Annotated in this window: 18 protein-coding genes; 5 read left to right on the top strand and 13 right to left on the bottom strand. The window is 66.1% G+C overall.

All coding sequences use genetic code 11. From position 1 onward, the window contains the following. Positions 1-44: 44 nt before the first annotated feature. Genes OU426_RS10945 through OU426_RS10960 form a run of 4 tightly spaced genes read right to left on the bottom strand, consistent with a single transcriptional unit; the run spans position 45 to position 3147 of the window. Positions 45-416, bottom strand: a complete 372-nt coding sequence (locus tag OU426_RS10945) for a DUF934 domain-containing protein (protein ID WP_267634021.1) — start codon at positions 414-416, stop codon at positions 45-47. Further along, positions 413-1189 (bottom strand): phosphoadenylyl-sulfate reductase, encoded by a 777-nt coding sequence (locus OU426_RS10950; RefSeq protein WP_267634022.1) that lies wholly within the window; start codon positions 1187-1189, stop codon positions 413-415. The genes OU426_RS10945 and OU426_RS10950 overlap by 4 nt, the downstream gene beginning before the upstream one ends. Next, positions 1179-2849, bottom strand: a complete 1671-nt coding sequence (locus OU426_RS10955) for a nitrite/sulfite reductase (RefSeq protein WP_267634023.1) — start codon at positions 2847-2849, stop codon at positions 1179-1181. The genes OU426_RS10950 and OU426_RS10955 overlap by 11 nt, the downstream gene beginning before the upstream one ends. Then, on the bottom strand, positions 2842-3147 hold the full coding sequence (locus tag OU426_RS10960) for a DUF2849 domain-containing protein (RefSeq protein WP_267634024.1): 306 nt from the start codon (positions 3145-3147) through the stop codon (positions 2842-2844). The genes OU426_RS10955 and OU426_RS10960 overlap by 8 nt, the downstream gene beginning before the upstream one ends. A 141-nt stretch (positions 3148-3288) precedes the next feature. On the opposite strand from OU426_RS10960, the gene OU426_RS10965 reads away from it, so the two are divergent. Further along, the gene (locus OU426_RS10965; RefSeq protein ID WP_267634025.1) at positions 3289-3750 is read left to right on the top strand and encodes an Lrp/AsnC family transcriptional regulator; all 462 of its coding nucleotides are present in this window, start codon (positions 3289-3291) and stop codon (positions 3748-3750) included. 86 nt (positions 3751-3836) lie between these two features. Here the strand turns inward: OU426_RS10965 and OU426_RS10970 are convergent, their stop codons facing one another. Genes OU426_RS10970 through tpiA form a run of 3 tightly spaced genes read right to left on the bottom strand, consistent with a single transcriptional unit; the run spans position 3837 to position 6678 of the window. Next, the gene (locus OU426_RS10970) at positions 3837-5018 is read right to left on the bottom strand and encodes a cytochrome P450 (protein ID WP_267634026.1); all 1182 of its coding nucleotides are present in this window, start codon (positions 5016-5018) and stop codon (positions 3837-3839) included. Position 5019: 1 nt separating this feature from the next. Then, positions 5020-5928 (bottom strand): EamA family transporter, encoded by a 909-nt coding sequence (locus OU426_RS10975; protein WP_267634027.1) that lies wholly within the window; start codon positions 5926-5928, stop codon positions 5020-5022. A gap of 3 nt (positions 5929-5931) precedes the next feature. After that, entirely contained in the window at positions 5932-6678 is a 747-nt protein-coding gene (gene tpiA, locus OU426_RS10980; RefSeq protein WP_267634028.1) for a triose-phosphate isomerase, read from the bottom strand. Between the two features lie 217 nt (positions 6679-6895). On the opposite strand from tpiA, the gene ptsP reads away from it, so the two are divergent. After that, positions 6896-9142 carry a phosphoenolpyruvate--protein phosphotransferase gene (ptsP, locus tag OU426_RS10985; RefSeq protein ID WP_267634029.1) on the top strand — a complete coding sequence of 749 codons (2247 nt, stop codon included), beginning with the start codon at positions 6896-6898 and terminating at the stop codon, positions 9140-9142. 94 nt (positions 9143-9236) lie between these two features. Further along, entirely contained in the window at positions 9237-10073 is an 837-nt protein-coding gene (gene yghU / locus OU426_RS10990) for a glutathione-dependent disulfide-bond oxidoreductase (RefSeq protein WP_267634030.1), read from the top strand. A gap of 123 nt (positions 10074-10196) precedes the next feature. Here the strand turns inward: yghU and hutU are convergent, their stop codons facing one another. The 4 genes from hutU to hutI are packed head-to-tail and all read right to left on the bottom strand — an operon-like array spanning position 10197 to position 15425. Then, a complete protein-coding gene (hutU, locus tag OU426_RS10995; protein WP_267634031.1) occupies positions 10197-11885 on the bottom strand; it encodes a urocanate hydratase in 1689 nt (562 codons plus the stop codon). 11 nt (positions 11886-11896) lie between these two features. Then, a complete protein-coding gene (gene hutG / locus OU426_RS11000; protein ID WP_267634032.1) occupies positions 11897-12700 on the bottom strand; it encodes an N-formylglutamate deformylase in 804 nt (267 codons plus the stop codon). Continuing rightward, a complete protein-coding gene (gene hutH / locus OU426_RS11005) occupies positions 12697-14232 on the bottom strand; it encodes a histidine ammonia-lyase (protein ID WP_267634033.1) in 1536 nt (511 codons plus the stop codon). The genes hutG and hutH overlap by 4 nt, the downstream gene beginning before the upstream one ends. Further along, a complete protein-coding gene (gene hutI, locus OU426_RS11010) occupies positions 14229-15425 on the bottom strand; it encodes an imidazolonepropionase (protein WP_267634034.1) in 1197 nt (398 codons plus the stop codon). The genes hutH and hutI overlap by 4 nt, the downstream gene beginning before the upstream one ends. Positions 15426-15499: 74 nt before the next feature. On the opposite strand from hutI, the gene OU426_RS11015 reads away from it, so the two are divergent. After that, entirely contained in the window at positions 15500-16855 is a 1356-nt protein-coding gene (locus tag OU426_RS11015; protein ID WP_267634035.1) for a formimidoylglutamate deiminase, read from the top strand. 63 nt (positions 16856-16918) lie between these two features. On the opposite strand, the gene OU426_RS11020 is transcribed toward OU426_RS11015, so the two are convergent. Beyond that, complete coding sequence (locus OU426_RS11020; protein WP_267634036.1) at positions 16919-17452, bottom strand: HutD/Ves family protein; 534 nt, start codon at positions 17450-17452, stop codon at positions 16919-16921. 61 nt (positions 17453-17513) lie between these two features. Between OU426_RS11020 and hutC the strand changes: the two genes are divergently transcribed. After that, the gene (gene hutC / locus OU426_RS11025; protein ID WP_267634037.1) at positions 17514-18212 is read left to right on the top strand and encodes a histidine utilization transcriptional repressor HutC; all 699 of its coding nucleotides are present in this window, start codon (positions 17514-17516) and stop codon (positions 18210-18212) included. A gap of 105 nt (positions 18213-18317) precedes the next feature. On the opposite strand, the gene OU426_RS11030 is transcribed toward hutC, so the two are convergent. Then, positions 18318-19202 (bottom strand): LysR family transcriptional regulator, encoded by an 885-nt coding sequence (locus tag OU426_RS11030; protein ID WP_267634038.1) that lies wholly within the window; start codon positions 19200-19202, stop codon positions 18318-18320. Between the last annotated feature and the right edge of the window lie 40 nt (positions 19203-19242).

Consider the following 19242-nt stretch of genomic DNA (forward strand, 5'->3'; position numbering starts at 1 on the left):
GTCGCCCCGCTTGTACACGGAAATGCGGTCAGGTGAAAGGCGGCTCAGGCGCGCAGGCGGGCGCGATAGTCATGCGCGCGCCAGTCGGCCCGGTAGAGCCACTGGTCGGCAGGCTGGCGGCTGGCCAGATCGTTACTTATCTCGACCTCGTCGAAGCCCGACCGCCGCGCCATCGCATATTGGTCGGCAATCACATGGCCTGCTGCACGCAGCCTCCCGGAATAGCCCGCCGCGCGGATATGGCGGGCAAGCGTGAAGCCGCGCCCGTCCGAGAAGGCCGGAAAAGCCACGCGGACAAGATCGGCGCCCGTCAGGTCCGGCAGCGCCTCGGGCAGGGTGTCCGAGGCGATCTCGACACTGCGGTCGCCCGCGTAATCCTCGGCGTGAAAGCCGTCGTCGCGCACGATAACACTCATGCAACATTCTCCTTCAGCGCAGCAGCCTCGGCCTCGGCAGCAGGCAGCGGCCCGCGCACGACCTTGCCGTCGACGATATGAATTCCGCATTCGACCTTGCCCTGGCCGCGCCAGCGGCCCGCGCGCGGATCCTCGCCCTCGGCCACCGGCGAGGTGCAGGGGGCGCAGCCGATGGACGGATAGCCTTTGGCGACCAGCGGATGGCGGGGCAGGCGGTTGTTGACGATATAATCCTGCAGATCCTCGCGTCCCCAATGGGCAAGCGGATTGACCTTCAGCCGCTTGCCTTCCTCGTTTTCGAAGAAATCAAGCGCGGCGCGGGTCGAGGCCTGAAAACGCTTGCGCCCCGTGATCCAGCCATCGAAGCCCCTGAGCGCGCGTTCCAGCGGCACTACCTTGCGGATATGGCAGCAGGCATCAGTCGAGAACTGGTGAAGCGTGCCGTCGGGATCTTCGAAATCCGTGTCCCGCCGGTCGGCGCGGATGGTGCGGATGTCGGTCAGGTTCAGCTTGTCTGCCAGTTCCCGCTGATAGGCGAGGGTTTCGGGGAACAGCATCTGCGTATCGATGAAAAGGACCGGCGTCTGCGGCGCGATCACCGAGACGAGATGCAGAAGCACGACCGATTCCGCCCCGAAGGAGGAGACGAGCGCCAGTTGCCCGACCTCGGGGTCATGCAGCGCACGCTCCAAGACCGCCGTCGCCGAATGATGACGATAGCGGTCGTTGAGCGAGGCAACCCGCGCGTCGAGATCGCTGAGATCAAGCGGCATCGCGTTCCGCCTCGGCCGGATAGAGCGCGGCCTTGAACGGCTCCGGCCCGAGGCGCCGGAAGGTCTCGATGAAAGTCTCGGCGCGGTCGGCGCGGATATCGAGATAGGCGCGCAAAAGCCGTTCGATCGCGGGGACAACCTGATCATAGGCAAAGCCGGGGCCGACCTTGTCGCCGATCTCGGCCTTTTCGGTCGCATCGCCGCCAAGCGTGATCTGGTAGTTTTCCACCCCCGCCCGATCGAGGCCAAGGATGCCGATATGGCCGACGTGATGATGCCCGCAGGCATTGATGCAGCCGGAGATCTTGATCTTCAGCTGGCCGATTTCTTCCTCAAGGCCGATGGCCTTGAAATGGGTGGCGATCTCCTGCGCGACCGGGATCGAGCGGGCGGTGGCGAGCGCGCAATAATCCATGCCGGGGCAGGCGATGATGTCAGAGACAAGGCCGATGTTCGCGGTGGCCAGCCCTTCGGTCTTCAATGCCGCATGAAGGGCGGGCAGGTCAGACTTGTGGACATGCGGCAGCACGACGTTCTGTTCATGGCTGATGCGCAGTTCGCCATGGCCGTACTTCTCGGCAAGGTCGGCCAGAAGCCGCATCTGCGCCGATGAGGCATCGCCCGGGGTGGCGCCATGGGCCTTCAGCGAGACGGTGACGATCGCATAGCCCGGCGCCCGGTGGGCGGCGAGGCTGGTGTCGGTCCAGGACCGGAAGACCGGGTCCTTGGCGCGGGCGGCCTCGAAGCCGTCTTCCGGCGCATTGCGGAAGGCCGGGGGTGCGAAGGCGGCCTCGATCTCCTTCAGAAGCACCTGGTCGATGCCGGTGAATTCGGGCCGGATAGCGCGGAACCGTTCCTCGACGGCATCGCGGAAGGCTTCCATGCCGTTTTCGAACACGGTGATCTTGATGCGCGCCTTGTATTTGTTGTCGCGGCGGCCCCAGAGATTGTAGACCGAGACGATGGCTTCGAGATAGGGCAGCAGGTCTTCCTTTTTCACGAAGGGGCGGATCACCTGGCCGATCATCGGCGTCCGGCCAAGGCCGCCGCCCACGATCACCTCATATCCGATCTGCCCCGACCCGCCGCGCACGGCGCGGAGCCCGATGTCATGGGCCTTCACCACCGCGCGGTCATTGGGGCTGCCGGTGACGCCGATCTTGAACTTGCGCGGCAGGAACTGGAATTCCGGATGGTCGGTCGACCATTGGCGGATCAGTTCGGCAATCGGGCGCGGGTCTTCGATCTCGTCCGCCGCCGCACCGGCGAAATGGTCGGCGGTGACATTGCGGATCGTGTTGCCGGAGGTCTGGATCGCATGCATCTGCACGTCGGCCAGCGCGTCGATCATGTCGGGTACATCGGGCAGCTTCGGCCAGTTGTACTGGATGTTCTGCCGCGTGGTGAAATGGCCGTAGCCCTTGTCCCAGCGGTCGGCGATCAGCGCGAGCTGGCGCATCTGCGCGGACGACAGCGTGCCATAGGGAATAGCCACGCGCAGCATATAGGCGTGCAGTTGCAGATAGAGCCCGTTCATCAGACGGAGCGGGCGGAATTCATCTTCGGTCAGCGCGCCGGAGATGCGGCGTTCCACCTGACCGCGGAACTGCGCGGCACGGGTGCGGACGAAGCTCTCATCGAAGTCGGAATAGTTATACATGAGAGGTCTCCTGCTTGCCGTGCGCATAGTTCGACGGGCCGCGGGTACGGAAGATTTCGCGGAAATGCACGGGCTCGGGCCCGTTTGGGCCGGGCTTGGCATCCGCCAGATAGGCGCCGACGACGGTCAGGCGTTGCGCTTCGGCCTTGAGGAGGCGAAGCTGCGCATGCGCCTCGTCCTCGATCAGCTCTGCCTCGTGGTGATCGCGGGTCCAGCGGCCATCGGCGGTCAGATAGATGACATCGCCTTCGAGAAGGGCGTTCGCTGTGACGACTTTCGGTGTGAAGGCGCGGGCCATGGCGGAATCCACTGTGATATTTCTGTGCCCAATATAGGAAATTTTCCCACATTTCCGCCAGATACCCCTTGCAGATAAGGACGTTCGTTTCGTATCAACGCCCCGAAAGAACCCGTGTTTCGGAAAGCGCAGGAAAAGCGAATGTCAGTCCGTCTGGATGAGGTCGACCGGAAAATCCTTGCTGAACTTCAGGAGGATGCGAGCCAGTCACTGGACGAGATCGCTCGCAAGGTCGGCTCGTCGAAGACACCCGTGTGGAACCGAATCCGCAAGATGAAGGAGGCGGGCGTGATCGGCCGCCAGACGGCGATCCTCGATCCCGAGGCTTTGGGGCTCGAGGCCTGTTTCTTCGTGCTGATCCGCACATCGGAGCATGAGGCGGAATGGCAGAAGAAGTTCCTGAAGACCCTGAAGGAACGGCCCGAAGTTCTGGAGGCCCATCGCCTCGCCGGCGATATCGACTATATCCTGAAGGTCCGCGTGAAGAACGCCCGCGCCTATGACACATTCTATCAGGCGCTGATTTCCGAGGTGAAGATCTACAACGTCACGGCGCTTCTTTCGATGGAAGAGATCAAGTCGACCACGTTATTGCCTTTGTGAACGGGTCTTTCGGCCCCTGCGGGGCCGATCCGCCGGGAGGGCTCTGCCCTCCCGGACCCTCCCGGGATATTTGCAAACGAAAGAGGTCAGCGGCGGACGGTCAGGCGTTCGAGCCCGTGGAAGTGATAGAGATTGGCGTAACGCGGCGCCTCGGTGAGGCGGAGGGTCGGGCAGCGCTCGAAGAGGAGCGGAAGCGCGATCTGCATTTCCATGCGCGCAAGCGGGGCGCCGACGCAGAAGTGGAGACCCGCGCCGAAAGCGTGGTTGGGCTTCACCGGGCGGGACGGGTCGAAGCGCTGAGGGTCGTCCCAGACATTGGGGTCGCGGTTGGCCGCGCCGAGGAGAAGGCCCACCTCGTCGCCGCGGTGGAAGAGATGACCGCCGATCTCGACATCCTCATAGGCGTGCCGGGTGAACATATGGAGCGGCGGGTCGTGGCGGAGGATCTCCTCGACCGTTCCCTCGACTGTCTCAGGGCCAAGCACCTCTGTCCCGAAACCGTTCTCCAGCAAGGCCTTGACGCCGTTTCCTAGCGTATGGACCGTTGCTTCGTGGCCTGCATTGAGAAGCAGGATGCATGTGGTGATCAACTCTTCGGTCGACAGTCTCTCGCCTTCCATCTCGGCGGCGATGAGGCTGGTGATCAGATCGTCGGCGGGGGCATGGCGCCGCTCCTCGACGTAAGAACGCATGAAGGCGACGAAGGCCTCGGTCGCCGCCACCGCCGCCTCTTCGGTCTCGCGGGTGCGGCGGGCCTGATACATGCCGACCATGGCGTTCGACCAGGCGAGCAGGTCGTCGCCCCGATCCTCCGGCACGCCAAGAAGGCGGCAGATGATGATGACGGGCAGGTGGGTGGCGAAAGCCTTCAGTAGGTCGAATTCGCCTGACGGGAACCGGTCTATCAGCCCGTGAGTGACCTCCGCGATCTCGGGCGCGAGCGCGGCGATCCGGCGCGAGGTAAAGGCGCGGAGCACAAGGCCACGAAGCCGCGTGTGGCGCGGCGGCTCCAGTTCCAGCATCGAATGGGCTTCGACCGCGTAGAAGGGTTTCAGATGCTCGGGGATCGGGCGTTGCTTCTCGGGCGGCACTTCGCGCCCGAAGCGCCTGTCGCGGAAGATCGCGCCGGTGACGGCGGCCGAGGTGGTGCAGATCATCCCGTAGTCCTCCCAGACGAACAGAGGCCCGGTAGCGCGGGCGCGTTCGTAGAACGGGTAGGGGTCCTGCACGAAACCGGGATCGGTCGGGGATTGGGCAAGGGTCTGCATGTCAGGTCTTCCGGAAGGTCAGGATATTCTGCGCGACAAGCACCCCCGCGCCGACGAGGGCCGCGCCCGCCGCCTCGCGCCAGGCCCAGCCGCCGCCAAGCGCGAAGAGGATGAGCATCACATAGAAGGGTGTGGCATTGAGGTGGAGCGAGGATTGCGCCAGCCCGAGCCGCCCGAGCGCGCGGATCCATAAAAGCTGGCTGAGCGCGAGCCCTCCGACCGCGAAGAGCGCGAGCGCGCCCCAGGCATGGGCATCAAGCCGCGTCCAATCCGCGCGCTCCGCCCCGAAAAGGAGAGCGGCGAGTGCGGTGACAAGCGCGGCGGTCGTCAGGGTGATCGTGGTGCGGCCCAATGGAGACAGCACGGGAAAGGCGCTGACCGTCAGCCGCGAAGCCAGCGCATAGGTGATGACCGAGGCGAGCATGATCAGCGCGCCGAGGCCGAAGTCGGGCCCGCCCGCCGCCGGATCGAGCGCCACGTAGCCGCCCGCAAGGCTGAGCGCGATCCCTGCAAGAAGCGCGCCCGAGGGTCGGCGGCGGTCCAGCACCGCCTCGATCAGTGCGGCGACGATGGGCATGGTGGTGGAGATGATGGCGACCGTCACCGCGCTCGTCATGCCCTGACCGACGACGAGCAGGGCCGCGCCCACGCCCAGAAGCCCGCCGACCGCGATCCCCATCGGCCAGTTGGCTTGCAGCGCCTCGCGCGGATCAAGGATCAGCCAGATCGGCAGCAGCACGGCCGCCGCAAGCGCCATCCGCGCGGCGGCCAGTGCAAGTGGCGGCAGAAGCGGGATAAGTACGTCGGCCGCCGGCAGCCCCGCCGCCCAGATGAACATCGAGGCCATGCACAGAAGGTTGGCGCCGAGCACACCCTGCCGATGATCCGGGCTGAGCCGCACCAGTGTCATGGGTCAGGCCGCCGAAAGGGCTGCGATGATCTGGCCGAAATCGGCGGCCTTCAGGCTCGCCCCGCCGACGAGCGCGCCGTCGACATTGGAGACGGCGAAGATTTCGGCGGCGTTCGACGGTTTGACCGACCCGCCGTAGAGGAGCCGGATGCCGGTTGCCGCATCGCCGAGACGTGCCGTCAGTTCCGCCCTGAGGAAATCATGGACCTCGGCGATCTGGTCAAGCGTCGGCGTCCGGCCGGTGCCGATGGCCCAGACCGGTTCATAGGCGAGGACGAGATTGGTCGCGGTCGCCCCCTCTGGCACCGACCCGGCCAGCTGGCGGCCGATCACCACAAGCGTCTCGCCCCGGTCGCGTTCAGCTTCGGTCTCGCCCACGCACACCACGGCGACGAGCCCCGCCGCCCAGGCGGCGAGCGTCTTGGCCGCCACATCGGCATCACTCTCGCCATGATCGGCGCGGCGTTCGGAATGGCCGAGGATCACATGGCTCGCGCCCGCATCCGCCAACTGGCCCGCCGCGATGTCGCCGGTATGGGCGCCGGACGCTTTCGCATGGCAATCCTGACCGCCGATCCGGACCGATCCCGCGCCCGCCGCCGCGACCGCCGGGACGATCAGCGTTGCGGGCGGGCAGATCAGGATTTCGCAGGCCGCCGTGCTGTGGTCGGCGGCAATGCGGCCGATCTCCTCAAGGCTCGCACGGGTGCCGTTCATCTTCCAGTTTCCGGCAGCTAGCTTGCGGCGCATCGGGTCCTCCATCGCTGACCGGCTAGCTGTAGCAATCCGGCAGGCGCGCGGGAAGGGCAAGCGGCGCGATTTCCAGACTGACCCTGCGAGGGCATTCGGATCGAGAAGCCGCAAACGCCGCGCGCAACGCGCAAAAAACCGCCCGAGATTGGCTGCCTTCCCACTCCCTTTTGCAAAGCGCATCGCCTATAGAGGGGCGAGGCACACGGGACAGATCATGACCGAACGCACCGAAAGCGACAGTCGCAGGCTGCTCCGGCGCTTGCGCGACACGCTGGCAGAGCCCGGCGCCGGTCAGGAACGGCTGGACCGGATCGTGCGGCTGATCGCCTCCTCGATGGGGACCGAGGTCTGCTCGGTCTATCTCTTCCGCGACGATGAGACGCTGGAACTCTGCGCGACCGAAGGTCTGAAACGCGAATCCGTCCACAAGACCCGGATGAAGCTCGGCGAGGGTCTGGTCGGGCGCGTGGCCAAGTCCTCGTCGCCGGTGAATACCGCGAATGCGCCCGCAGAAAAGGGCTTCCGCTACATGCCCGAGACAGGGGAGGAGATCTATTCCTCCTTCCTCGGCGTGCCGATCCAGCGGCTGGGCGAGAAGCTCGGCGTGCTGGTCGTGCAGTCGAAAGAGGCGCGCAGCTTCTCCGACGACGAGATCTACGCGCTTGAAGTCGTGGCCATGGTGGTCGCTGAAATGAGCGAACTGGGCGCCTTCATCGGTGAGGGAGACGCGCTGGCGGCGCCGCACAAGCATGCGGTGATGTTCCGGGGCGGCACCGGGCAGGAAGGCGCCGCCGAGGGTCGCGTCTGGCTGCACGAGCCGCGCGTGGTAATCATCAACCCGGTGGGTGACGATCCGGTCAAGGAAATGGAGCGGCTGAACAAGGCCGTGGCCGATCTGCGCCTCTCGGTCGATGCGATGATCACCACCTCCGACAATGGCGATGCCGAGCAGGCGCAGATCCTGGAAGCCTACCGGATGTTTGCCAATTCCCGCGGCTGGATGCGGCGGATGGAGGAGGATATCGCGCGCGGCCTCTCAGCCGAGGCAGCGGTCGAGAAGGAACAGTCCCAGGCGCGCGCGCGGCTCGAAACCGTGCCCGACCCTTACTTGCGCGACCGGCTGCATGATCTCGACGATCTCTCGAACCGGCTTCTGCGCATCCTGACCGGGCAGGGGCAGGACACCGGCGCCGAGATGCCCGACAATCCGATCCTGGTCGCGCGAAACATCGGCCCGGCGGAACTGCTGGACTATGGCCGCAAGCTGAAGGGCGTGGTGCTGGAGGAAGGGTCCGTCGGCAGTCACGCGGCGGTCGTCGCCCGCGCGCTGGCGATCCCGTTGGTCATCCATGCCGAAAAGATCACGACCGAGGCGCTGAACGGCGATCATATCCTTGTCGATGGCGATCAGGGCATGGTGCATCTGCGGCCCGACGAAACCGTCGCCCGGCATTTCCGCGAGAAGATCGCCATGCAGGCGGCGGCGCAAAGCCGCTATGCGAGCCTCCGCGACCAGCCTGCGACCGACAAGGCCGGCACGACCGTAGCACTTCACATGAACGCGGGCCTGATGGCCGATCTGCCCTCGCTCGCCGGATCGGGGGCCGAGGGTGTCGGGCTTTTCCGCACCGAACTGCAGTTCCTGATCCGGAGCCATGTGCCGAAGCGCGGCGAGCTTGCGGCGCTCTATGCCCGGGTGATGGAGGCCGCCCACGGCAAGCGCGTGGTCTTCCGCACGCTCGACATCGGGTCCGACAAGGTCCTGCCCTATATGAAACGGGTCGAGGAACCGAACCCGGCGATGGGCTGGCGCGCGATCCGCGTCGGGCTAGACAAGCCCGGCGTGATGCGCATGCAGTTGCAGGCGCTGATCCGCGCGGCGGCGGGGCGGCCCCTGACCGTGATGTTCCCCTTCGTCGCCGAAATGTCCGAATTCACCGAGGCGCGGCAGAAGCTTCTCGACGAGATCGAGAGCGAGCGCAGCCTTGGCCACAAACTGCCCTCGATCCTCGAGGTGGGGGCGATGCTCGAAACCCCGTCGCTCGCCTTCGCGCCCGACGCCTTCTTCGAGATGGCCGATTTCATCTCGATCGGCGGCAACGATCTCAAGCAGTTCTTCTTCGCCGCCGACCGCGAGAATGAACGTGTCCGCAAACGCTATGATATGCTGAACACCAGTTTCGTGACCTTCCTAGAAAAGATCGTTGCGCGCTGCGACCGTGCGGGCACGCCGCTTTCGTTCTGCGGCGAGGACGCCGGCCGCCCGGTCGAGGCGCTTTGTCTGGCGGCGATCGGTTTCCGCATGCTGTCGATGCGGCCTGCCTCTATCGGGCCTGTGAAGCATCTGATCCGCCGCGTCGATCTTGGCGAACTGAAGGCGTTGATGGAGAGCGCGCGGGCCAGCGGGGCCGACAATCTGCGCCCCGCCGTGATGGACTGGCTCAGCCGTCAGGACGTCTGAGCAGGGCTGCACATCAGCCTGTGTGGCCCTGCCTGTTGCAGAGAGGGCCGAACGGCATAGCTTGAAGGTCACTCCAAGAGCCAAGGACCCCAACATGACCTATCAGCCCCCCAAAGTCTGGACATGGGACCAGCCCTCCGGCGGCACGTTCGCCTCGACCAACCGCCCCGTCGCCGGTCCGACGCATGACCGTGACCTGCCGGTCGGCAATCACACGCTGCAGCTCTATTCGCTCGCCACGCCCAATGGCGTGAAGGTGACTGTGATGCTCGAAGAGCTTCTGGAGGCCGGGCACAAGGGCGCTGAGTACGACGCCTGGCTCATCGACATCGGCAAGGGCGACCAGTTTGGCTCGGGCTTCGTCGAGGTGAACCCCAATTCGAAGATCCCGGCCCTTCTCGACCGGTCGGGCGAGAAACCGGTCCGCATCTTCGAAAGCGGCTCGATCCTCGTCTATCTCGCAGAAAAGTTCGGTGCCTTCCTGCCGAAGGACGGCCCGTCGCGGACCGAGGTTATGAACTGGCTCTTCTGGCAGATGGGCAGCGCGCCGTTCCTTGGGGGCGGGTTTGGGCATTTCTACGTCTATGCGCCTGAAAAGTATGAATATCCGATCAACCGCTATGCCATGGAAGTGAAGCGCCAGTATGACGTTCTGGACCGCCAGCTGGCCGAGCGGCCCTTCATCGCGGGCGAGGATTATTCCATCGCCGACATGGCGATCTGGCCCTGGTACGGCAATCTGGCGCTTGGCCGCGCCTATGGCGACGCCAATGTCTTCCTCGACACCGCGTCCTACAAACATGTGATGCGCTGGGCCGAGGCGATCGACGCCCGCCCCGCGGTGAAACGCGGCCGGATGGTGAACCGCGACTGGGGCGATGCCGAGATGCGGCTGCCCGAGCGTCATTCGTCGGCCGATTTCGACAAGTAGGTCTGGGCCTCCTCGGGCGCTTCGCGTCTCGTCGTGCCCCGCCGACGAGCGCATGAAATGCGACGAGGAGGCGCCCCTTCAAACGACCGACGAGCGCATGAAATGCGACGAGGAGGCGCCCCTTCAGTTCCCGAGGATTGTCGGCAGCCGCAGCCCCATGTCGCGCGCATGTCTGACCGCGATATCATAGCCCGCATCCGCATGGCGCCAGACGCCCGAGGCCGGATCGTTCCAGAGCACGCGTTCGAGCCGCTTGGCTGCCTCCGGGGTCCCGTCGGCGACAATGACCACGCCGGAATGCTGCGAGAAGCCCATGCCGACCCCGCCGCCGTGGTGGAGCGAGACCCAGGTGGCACCCGATGCGGTGTTCACGAGGGCGTTGAGGAGCGGCCAGTCGGACACGGCGTCGGAGCCGTCCTTCATGCTTTCCGTCTCGCGGTTGGGTGAGGCAACCGAGCCTGAATCCAGATGGTCGCGGCCGATGACGACAGGGGCTTTGAGTTCTCCCTTGGCCACCATCTCGTTGAACATCAGTCCTGCTCGGTGGCGGTCGCCCAAACCGATCCAGCAGATCCGGGCGGGCAAGCCCTGGAAGGCGATGCGCTCGCGCGCCATGTCGAGCCAGCGGTGGAGGTGCTGGTTATCGGGGAAGAGTTTCTTCATCGCCGCGTCGGTCTTGTAGATATCCTCGGGGTCGCCCGACAAAGCGCACCAGCGGAAGGGGCCGATCCCCTTGCAGAAGAGGGGCCGGATATAGGCGGGAACGAAGCCCGGGAAGGCGAAGGCATTTTCGAGGCCCTCGTCCTTCGCGACCTGACGGATGTTGTTGCCGTAATCGAGCGTGGGCACACCCGCATTCCAGAAATCGACCATTGCAGCGACATGGACCTTCATCGAGGCACGCGCGGCCTTCTCGACGCCCTTGGGGTCGCTCTCCTGCTTCGCGCGCCATTCGGCGACGGTCCAGCCCAGGGGCAGGTAGCCATGGACAGGGTCGTGGGCCGATGTCTGGTCGGTGACGATATCGGGACGCGGCCCGCCCGCCTTCATGCGGCGGACAAGCTCGGGGAAGACGTCGGCCGCGTTGCCGATCAGGGCGACAGATTTCGCCTCGCCCGCCTTGGTCCATTGGTCGATGAGCGCGAGCGCCTCGTCCAGCGTATGGGCCTTTGCGTCGCAATAGCGGGTGCGGATGCGGAAGTCGGCGCGGGTTTCGTCGCACTCGACGGCAAGGCAGCAGGCGCCGGCCATCACGGCGGCCAGCGGCTGTGCGCCACCCATGCCGCCCAAGCCGCCGGTCAGGATCCACTTGCCTTTCAGGTTGCCGCTGTAGTGCTGGCGGCCCGCCTCGGCGAAGGTCTCGTACGTGCCCTGCACAATGCCTTGCGTGCCGATGTAGATCCATGACCCGGCGGTCATCTGGCCGTACATCATCAGGCCTTTCTTATCCAATTCGTTGAAATGGTCCCAGTTCGCCCAATGCGGCACCAGGTTCGAATTGGCGATCAGCACACGGGGGGCGTCGGAATGGGTCTTCACCACTGCGACCGGCCGGCCGGACTGGACGACGAGGGTCTCATCGGATTCCAGGTCCTTCAGTGTCGCCACGATGCGGTCAAAGTCGCCCCAGCTGCGTGCCGCACGGCCGATGCCGCCGTAAACGACCAGTTCATGCGGGTTCTCGGCCACGTCCGGGTGCAGGTTGTTCATCAGCATCCGCATCGCTGCCTCGGTCTGCCAGCTTTTCGCGGTGCGGTCGGGGCCGGTCGGGGGGAAGATGTCACGGGTATTCTTGCGGTCGAGGTCGAGCATTGGAGGCTCCTTCAGGAAAGGGCGCCCGAGCGGGCGAGGCGGTCGAGGGTTGTCAGGGCCTGGGTAAGAACCCGGCGAGGGGCTTCGGCAGTTGCATGGTCAAAGGACCAAGGCGCGGCCTCGGCGGACAGATAGGCGCGCTGGGCGATCTCCATCTGGATCGCGTGCACTTTCACTTCGGGAAGGCCGTAATGGCGCGTCGTCCAGCCACCCTTGAAGCGGCCGTTCAGCACGGTTTCAAAGTCCCGGGCGCCGAGACAGGCGGCGCGGGTGGCGGTTTCGATCAGCGGCGCACAGGTGGTGCCGTCGTTGGTGCCGATGTTGAAATGGGGAAGCTGGCCTTCGAAGAGGAAGGGAATGACCGAGCGGATCGAATGGCAGTCCCAGAGGATCGCGGTGCCGTGCAGGGCCTTGATGCGGTCGATCTGGTACTGAAGCGCAAGGTGATAGGGGGTGTGGAACGCCTCGCGCCGGTCGAGGATTTCCGCTTCTGACGGCGCTTGACCCTCGGCCCAGATCGGCAAGCCGTCGAAGTCGGTCGTCGGGCTAAGTTCGGTGGTATTCTGGCCGGGGTAGAGCGAAACCCCCGACGGGTCGCGGTTCGCGTCGATCACATAGCGGTGGAAGGTGGCGGCGACCACGGTGACGCCGGGCAGGAGGTCTGCGTAGAGCCGGTCGATGTGCCAATCTGTGTCGGCGAGCTTGCGGCCGTTGTCATTCAGGCGCGCGGTCAGATCGTCGGGCAGCCAGGTGCCGCCGTGCGGCATGCCGAGGATGATCGGGCTGTCGCCCTCGGTGACGGAAAAAGGGGTCATGCCGACAGCTCCGGCAGGGCGAGGCCTGTCGCGCGGGCAATGTCGCCGCTGGCGATCAGGCGCGCGGCCTGTTCGAGATCGGGGGCGAGATAGCGATCTTCGCCAAGGGTTGCCACGTCGGTCCGCAGGCGTCTCAGAACCTTCTGCAACGGCTCCGAAGTCGGAAGCGGCGCGCGGAATTCGACGCCCTGCGCGGCACACAGCAGTTCGACGCCGAGGATACGGTCGAGGTTCTCGACCATGCGCCCCAGGCGCCGGGCGCCGTGGGCCGCCATCGAGACATGGTCTTCCTGATTGGCGGAGGTCGGCGTCGAGTCGGTGACGGTCGGGTTGGCCAGATGCTTGTTCTCGCTCATGAGCGCTGCCGTCGTGACCTCGGCGATCATGTAGCCGGAGTTGAGACCGGGGTTCGGGGTCAGGAAGGCGGGCAGGTCGAACGACAGGACCGGATCAACCATCAGCGCCACGCGCCGCTGGGCGATGGCACCGATTTCGCTGATCGCAAGGGCAATCATGTCAGCGGCGAAACCCACGGGTTCGGCGTGGAAATTGCCGCCCGAAACGATCATCCCGGCCTCGGTCAGCACCAGCGGATTGTCGGTGGCGGCGTTGGCCTCGACCTCAAGGGTCCGGGCCGCCATGCGCAACACATCCATCGCGGCGCCGGTCACCTGCGGCTGGCAGCGGATGCAATAGGGGTCCTGCACACGCGTATCACCCTCTCGGTGGCTTTCGCGGATGACCGAGCCGTCGAGGCAGGCACGCAGGAAGGCGGCGGCTTCGATCTGGCCGGCGTGGCCCCTCAGCGAATGGATTTCGGGTTGCAAGGGCGCGGTCGAACCCATGATCGCGTCCGTGGACATGGCTGAGGTGACAAGTGCCCCTTGCGCCGCGCGCCAGGCGTCGAAGAGGCCGGCAAGCGCGAAAGCGGTGGAAAACTGTGTGCCGTTGATGAAGGCAAGCCCTTCCTTGGGACCAAGCGGAATGGGTTTCAGACCGGCCTTGGCCAGCGCGTCGGCGCCGGGCAGCGTCTGGCCCTGGTACTCGGCCTCGCCATGACCGATGAGGACGGCGGTCATATGGGCAAGGGGCGCGAGGTCGCCCGATGCGCCGACCGAACCTTGGGCCGGGATCACCGGCGTGACGCCCTTTTCCAGCATCTGTTCCAGCAGCTCGATCAGCTCCCACCGCACGCCCGAGGCACCACGGCCGAGGGAAAGCAGTTTCAGCGCCATCATCAGCCGCGCATGCCGGCGGCTGACCGGCTCGCCCACGCCGCAGCAATGCGATAGGATGAGGTTCTTTTGCAGCGTCGCCGTATCCTTCGGCGCCACGCGGACCGAAGCCAATTTACCGAAGCCGGTGTTGACGCCATAGACCGGCACGTCGCCCTCGGCGGCCTTGCGAATGGCGTCCGCAGCGCGCTCGACCGCGGGTTTCGCGGTGCGGTCTAGCCGGACGGCTTCGCCGTCGAACCAAATGCGGGCGAGGTCGTTCAGCGTGACGGCGCCGGGGGTGAGGGTCAGGGTCACTTCGAGGCTCCGAGAATGCGTTGGTGAAGCGGGTTGAAACCCATCCGGTAGGCAAGCTCTGCAGGATGATCGGCGTTCCAGATGGCAAGGTCGGCACGCAAGCCGGGGGCGAGCGTGCCGCGATCGGTCAGGCCAAGCGCGCGAGCAGCATGCTGGGTCGCGCCGCGCAATGCCTCCTCGGGCGTCAGGCGGAAAAGCGTGCAGGCCATGTTCATCGCCAGCAGTAACGAGGTCATCGGCGAAGAGCCCGGATTCATGTCGGTCGCAACCGCCATCGGCACCCCGTGCTGGCGCAGCAGCACAATGGGCGGGGCCTGCGTCTCGCGGATCGCATAGAAGGCGCCCGGCAGGATCACGGCCACAGTGCCTGCGGCGGCCATGGCCTGAACGCCCGGCTCGTCCAGATATTCCAGATGGTCGGCGGAAAGGGCATTGTAGGATGCCGCAAGCGCCGCCCCACCCAGGTTCGACAGCTGTTCGGCGTGAAGTTTCACCGGCAGGCCAAGCCGTTTGGCCTCGTCGAAAACGCGGGCGATCTGGGCCGTGGAAAAGGCGATGCCCTCGCAAAAACCGTCGACCGCATCGGCAAGACCATCCTCGTACGCGGCGCGCAGGGCGGGCAGGCAGATCTCGTCGATATAGGCGTCCGGGCGGCCCTTGTATTCAGGCGGCACCGCATGGGCGCCGAGGAACGTGGTGCGGATCGTGACGGGGCGCAGCGCGGCCAGCGCCCGGGCGGCGCGGAGCATGCGAAGTTCGGTGTCGATATCGAGCCCGTAGCCCGACTTGACCTCGACGGTCGATACGCCTTCGGCGATCAGCGCATCGAGGCGTGGAAGTGCCGTTGCGACCAGATCCTCGACCGAAGCGGCGCGGGTGGCCGAGACGGTGGAGATGATGCCGCCACCGGCGCGGGCCACTTCCTCGTAACTCGCGCCCTTCAGCCGCAGCTCGAATTCGGCGGCACGGTGGCCGCCGTGGACGATATGCGTGTGGCAGTCGATGAGGGCCGGTGTGACGAGCCGGCCGCCGAGGTCGCGCTCCGCAGCCTTCGGCGCTTCGGTGCGCGGGCCGACCCAGCGGATCAGGCCCTGTTCCACAAGGATCGCCGCATCTTCGATCAGGCCATAGGCCGCCTCGTCGGCAAGCGTCGCGGCGCGGCAATTGACATAAAGAACGGGGGCAGAGGTCATGGGTTGCGATTCCGGTTGCCTGAGCGGGTTCTAGTCGGTTATACGGAATATGTCTAGACATAATGGAGTCCGCCATGATCTTTGCCCGCCGTGCCCTGCTGCCCTCGGGATGGGCGGACAATGTCCGTGTGACCTGCGATGGCGGGCGGATCGCATCGGTTCAGGCAGACGGCGTTGCTGGGCCGGATGACACGCGCGTGGACGTGCTTTTGCCCGCGCTTGCCAACCTGCATTCCCACGCCTTCCAGCGCGCGATGGCGGGGCGCACCGAGGTGCGGGCCAAGGGCCGCGAAAGCTTCTGGACCTGGCGCGAGATCATGTACCGGTTCCTCGACCGGCTGACGCCCGAGCAGATGCAGGCGATCGCCGCGATGGTCTATGTCGAGATGCAGGAGGCGGGCTTCGCCAGCGTGGGCGAGTTCCACTATGTCCACCATCAGCCAGGCGGGGCGGCCTATGCCGACCGGGCGGAACTGTCGGCGCGCATCATGGCGGCGGCAGCTGAGACCGGGATCGGACTGACCCATCTGCCGGTGCTCTACACCTATGGCGGGGCGGGCAGGATGCCGCTTGCCGGGGGGCAACTGCGGTTTGGCAATGATGTCGAAGGGTTCGCCCGGCTGCTTGATGCGGCGCTGGGCCATGCGAAGGGGATGGCGTCCGACACCGTTGTTGGGATCGCACCCCATTCCCTGCGCGCAACCTGCCCCGAGGATCTGACAGCGGCGCTGCCGCTGGCAGGGGCCGGGCCAGTCCACATCCATGTGGCCGAACAGCCGAAGGAGGTGGAAGATATCTCTGCCTGGCTCGGCGCGCGGCCGGTCGAATGGCTCTTGGCCAATGCGCCGGTTGATGGGCGCTGGTGCCCGATCCATGCGACCCACATGACGGCGGCCGAAACCGAGGGGCTGGCCCGGTCGGGGGCGGTCGCGGGGCTTTGCCCGATCACCGAAGCCAATCTGGGCGACGGGCCGTTCAACGGCCCGGGCTGGATTGCGGCAGGGGGCACCTTCGGGGTCGGGTCGGATTCGAACGTCCGAATCTCGATGGTCGAGGAATTGCGGACGCTGGAATATTCGCAACGGCTGAGGGACTTGGAGCGCAACGTTCTGGTGCCGGGTGAAGGGTCGGTGGGGGCCTTTCTCTACCGTAGTGCGGCGGTAGGTGGCGCGCAGGCGCTTGGCCGCGATGCGGGCGCGATCGCAACGGGGCTTTGGGCCGATCTGCTGGCAGTGGATCAGGGTCATCCGGCATTATACGGACTTTCAGGGAACCAGTTGCTGGACGGACTGGCCTTCGCAGCCCCGGATGGGGTGGTGACAGACCTCTGGTCGGCGGGACGCCATCAGGTGCAGGCGGGTCGCCATCTGGCGCGGGAGCGGGTTGTGGACGCCTACCGGCAGGCCGTGGCAGGGTTGCTGGCGAGCTAGGGGGCGCTGCCCCCGTCGCCTTTCGGCGACTCCCCCCGGAGTATTTTGGGGACAGAACGCAGATCAGGCAGCTGGTTCGATTGTAACGAGCAGGCCCTGGAATCCGGCGGCCGGTTGGCTGGGGGCCTGATCGAAGAACGCGACGGCGCCCGCAGGAATGGCCGGACGCGCGAGCGTGGTCAGCGCAAGAAGCGCATAGCGCCGGCCGGGGGCGGGCGGACAGTCGGGCAAGGCGCTGTCAAGCGGCTGCACCGTGGCCGAAAGGCGGGCCGCATCCCAGATCAGGTTGAAATCGCGGACCGGGCCGTCGATCAGGCGGCTGTCGATGGCTGTGTCGCCGGAAAATCGCACGGGGGTGTACGGCAAGGCCTCCAGACAGCCTTCGGGCGTATGAAGATGAAGGCCTGCACCCGCGATCACCGTAAGAATGCGCGTAAGTCCGGGGAACGCCGAGAAGGGACCATCAGAGGCGACCTCGGCGATCGACAGCCGCCAGAGAAGCTGGCCATCCCGATCTTCGCGCGCGATCTCGTGCGTTACGCCGCCGCCATTCTTCCAGGGCTGGGTGACAAACTGGTCGGCTGTGATCAGGCGCATTGCGGTCGGACCCTTCGGCTGGTTATGGTCAGACAAATAGGCGGGAGGCCGGGCGCAGTCCATGGGGGATGAGAGGATCAGTTTCCGCGACGTGAAGACCGAACTCTTGCGGCGGATCACCAGCCGGGTCTGGGCACCGGGCGATCTGGTGCCCGGCGAGGTGGAACTGGCCGCCGAATTCGGGGTGGCGCGCGCGACGGTCAACCGGGCGATGCGCGAGCTGACCGAGGAAGGGCTTCTGGAGCGGCGGCGCAAGGCCGGAACCCGGGTCCGACCCTCGCCGCTGCGCGCGGCGCGGTTCGAAATTCCCCTGGTCAAGGCCGAGATCGAAGCGACGGGGGCGGACTATGGCTACCGTCGGCTGTCACGGAAGGCCGGTCCGGCGCCCGCCTGGCTGCGCCGGGCGCTTGCGCTGCCTGATGGCGCGCGGGTGCTGCGCGTCACCTGCCTGCATCTGGCGTCCGGCGCGCCCTACCAGCATGAGGCGCGCTGGATCAACCTTGCCGCCTTGCCGGCAGCGGAGGCGGAGGCGTTCGATGCCTTTGGGCCGAACGAATGGCTGATCCGCGCGGTGCCTTTCTCGGAGGTCGAGATCAGCTTTCTCGCGGTCGCGGCTGAAGGCGAGGTGGCGACGGCGCTGGGCTGCATGCCGGGCGCGCCGGTCTTTGCGGTGGAGCGCACGACCTGGTGGCAGGGGCAGGCGATCACCCACGTGCGGCTGTCGTTTGCTCCAGGGCACCGGATGACGACGCGGTACTGACCGGGCCGGGCAGACAGGCGTCTGGCAACCGTCCCGCATCCGTCCCGACAGCGTCTGGCATCCGTCCCGACAGGCGGGATCTGAATTTGCCGGTGATCGACCGCCTCAGACCGCGAGAGGGCATAGGCGGATGAGCGTCGAAATAACCTCTGCCGTGGGCGAAAGCGGCAGGCCCTCGGGCCGGGCGAGGACCACGGGCTCGCCCGGGCCGGTGCCGGTGAGCGAGCGGGTCACAATCGGCCGACCGTCGTAGCTGATCACGGGCGCGGGGCGTGTGTAGCTGAGGCCAATGCCAAGGCCGTTCGCCGCAAAGGAGCGCATGAGGTCGAGCGATGCAGTGCGGTGGGCGATGCGGGGGCTGAGGCCCGCGCGGGTGAAGAGCGCGCGCATGTGGCTGACCGAGAGGCCCTGGTCGGCGAGGATCAGGGGCTCATTGGCGAGGTCTTTCAGGTTGAGCGTCGGCTGGGCTGCGAGCGGATGGTCGGGCGCGAGGATCGCGTGGGGATGGACGCGGGCAACCTCTTCGCGCGCCACACTGTCATCGAGGCCGAGGTCGTAGGTGAGGGCAAGGTCGATGCGCCCCTGTGCAAGACCGTCTGCCAGCCCCTCGAAACCCGCCACGACCGGCGTCAGGCCGATGTCGCGGGCACGGGCGGCGGCGATCAGCGGGGCGAGGACCATCGGTGCGAGATCTTCGAAACAGCCAAGTACCACCGGGGCGTCCTGCGCGGCCGTGCCGGTGGCAAGGCGCGTGAGACTGCCAAGGATGCGTTCGGCCTCGTCGAGGAAGCGCCGGCCATGGGGGGTGGGGCGCATCGGGCCGCCGGGGCGGCGCAGGAAAAGCGGCTGACCGATCTGCGCCTCGAGCTGCGCAAGCGCGACCGAAAGGGCGGGTTGCGAGACATGCAGCGTCTCGGCCGCGAGCGTCATGCTTTCGGTGCGGCCGACGGCCACGGCATATTCGAGCTGGCGGAGGGTAATGGATAGCATAAGACTATCGGAACCATTTGTAGATATTATTGGAAATTAT

The organism is Frigidibacter sp. RF13 (assembly GCF_026626305.1).
GTDB lineage: Bacteria > Pseudomonadota > Alphaproteobacteria > Rhodobacterales > Rhodobacteraceae > TMP-24.

What these genes read in the sequence shown, in the direction of transcription:
- OU426_RS10945 (WP_267634021.1), bottom strand. Translation starts at nt 416, where the DNA reads ATGAGTGTTATCGTGCGCGACGACGGCTTTCACGCCGAGGATTACGCG.
- OU426_RS10950 (WP_267634022.1), bottom strand. Translation starts at nt 1,189, where the DNA reads ATGCCGCTTGATCTCAGCGATCTCGACGCGCGGGTTGCCTCGCTCAAC.
- OU426_RS10955 (WP_267634023.1), bottom strand. Translation starts at nt 2,849, where the DNA reads ATGTATAACTATTCCGACTTCGATGAGAGCTTCGTCCGCACCCGTGCC.
- OU426_RS10960 (WP_267634024.1), bottom strand. Translation starts at nt 3,147, where the DNA reads ATGGCCCGCGCCTTCACACCGAAAGTCGTCACAGCGAACGCCCTTCTC.
- OU426_RS10965 (WP_267634025.1), top strand. Translation starts at nt 3,289, where the DNA reads ATGTCAGTCCGTCTGGATGAGGTCGACCGGAAAATCCTTGCTGAACTT.
- OU426_RS10970 (WP_267634026.1), bottom strand. Translation starts at nt 5,018, where the DNA reads ATGCAGACCCTTGCCCAATCCCCGACCGATCCCGGTTTCGTGCAGGAC.
- OU426_RS10975 (WP_267634027.1), bottom strand. Translation starts at nt 5,928, where the DNA reads ATGACACTGGTGCGGCTCAGCCCGGATCATCGGCAGGGTGTGCTCGGC.
- tpiA (WP_267634028.1), bottom strand. Translation starts at nt 6,678, where the DNA reads ATGCGCCGCAAGCTAGCTGCCGGAAACTGGAAGATGAACGGCACCCGT.
- ptsP (WP_267634029.1), top strand. Translation starts at nt 6,896, where the DNA reads ATGACCGAACGCACCGAAAGCGACAGTCGCAGGCTGCTCCGGCGCTTG.
- yghU (WP_267634030.1), top strand. Translation starts at nt 9,237, where the DNA reads ATGACCTATCAGCCCCCCAAAGTCTGGACATGGGACCAGCCCTCCGGC.
- hutU (WP_267634031.1), bottom strand. Translation starts at nt 11,885, where the DNA reads ATGCTCGACCTCGACCGCAAGAATACCCGTGACATCTTCCCCCCGACC.
- hutG (WP_267634032.1), bottom strand. Translation starts at nt 12,700, where the DNA reads ATGACCCCTTTTTCCGTCACCGAGGGCGACAGCCCGATCATCCTCGGC.
- hutI (WP_267634034.1), bottom strand. Translation starts at nt 15,425, where the DNA reads ATGACCTCTGCCCCCGTTCTTTATGTCAATTGCCGCGCCGCGACGCTT.
- OU426_RS11015 (WP_267634035.1), top strand. Translation starts at nt 15,500, where the DNA reads ATGATCTTTGCCCGCCGTGCCCTGCTGCCCTCGGGATGGGCGGACAAT.
- OU426_RS11020 (WP_267634036.1), bottom strand. Translation starts at nt 17,452, where the DNA reads ATGCGCCTGATCACAGCCGACCAGTTTGTCACCCAGCCCTGGAAGAAT.
- hutC (WP_267634037.1), top strand. Translation starts at nt 17,514, where the DNA reads ATGGGGGATGAGAGGATCAGTTTCCGCGACGTGAAGACCGAACTCTTG.
- OU426_RS11030 (WP_267634038.1), bottom strand. Translation starts at nt 19,202, where the DNA reads ATGCTATCCATTACCCTCCGCCAGCTCGAATATGCCGTGGCCGTCGGC.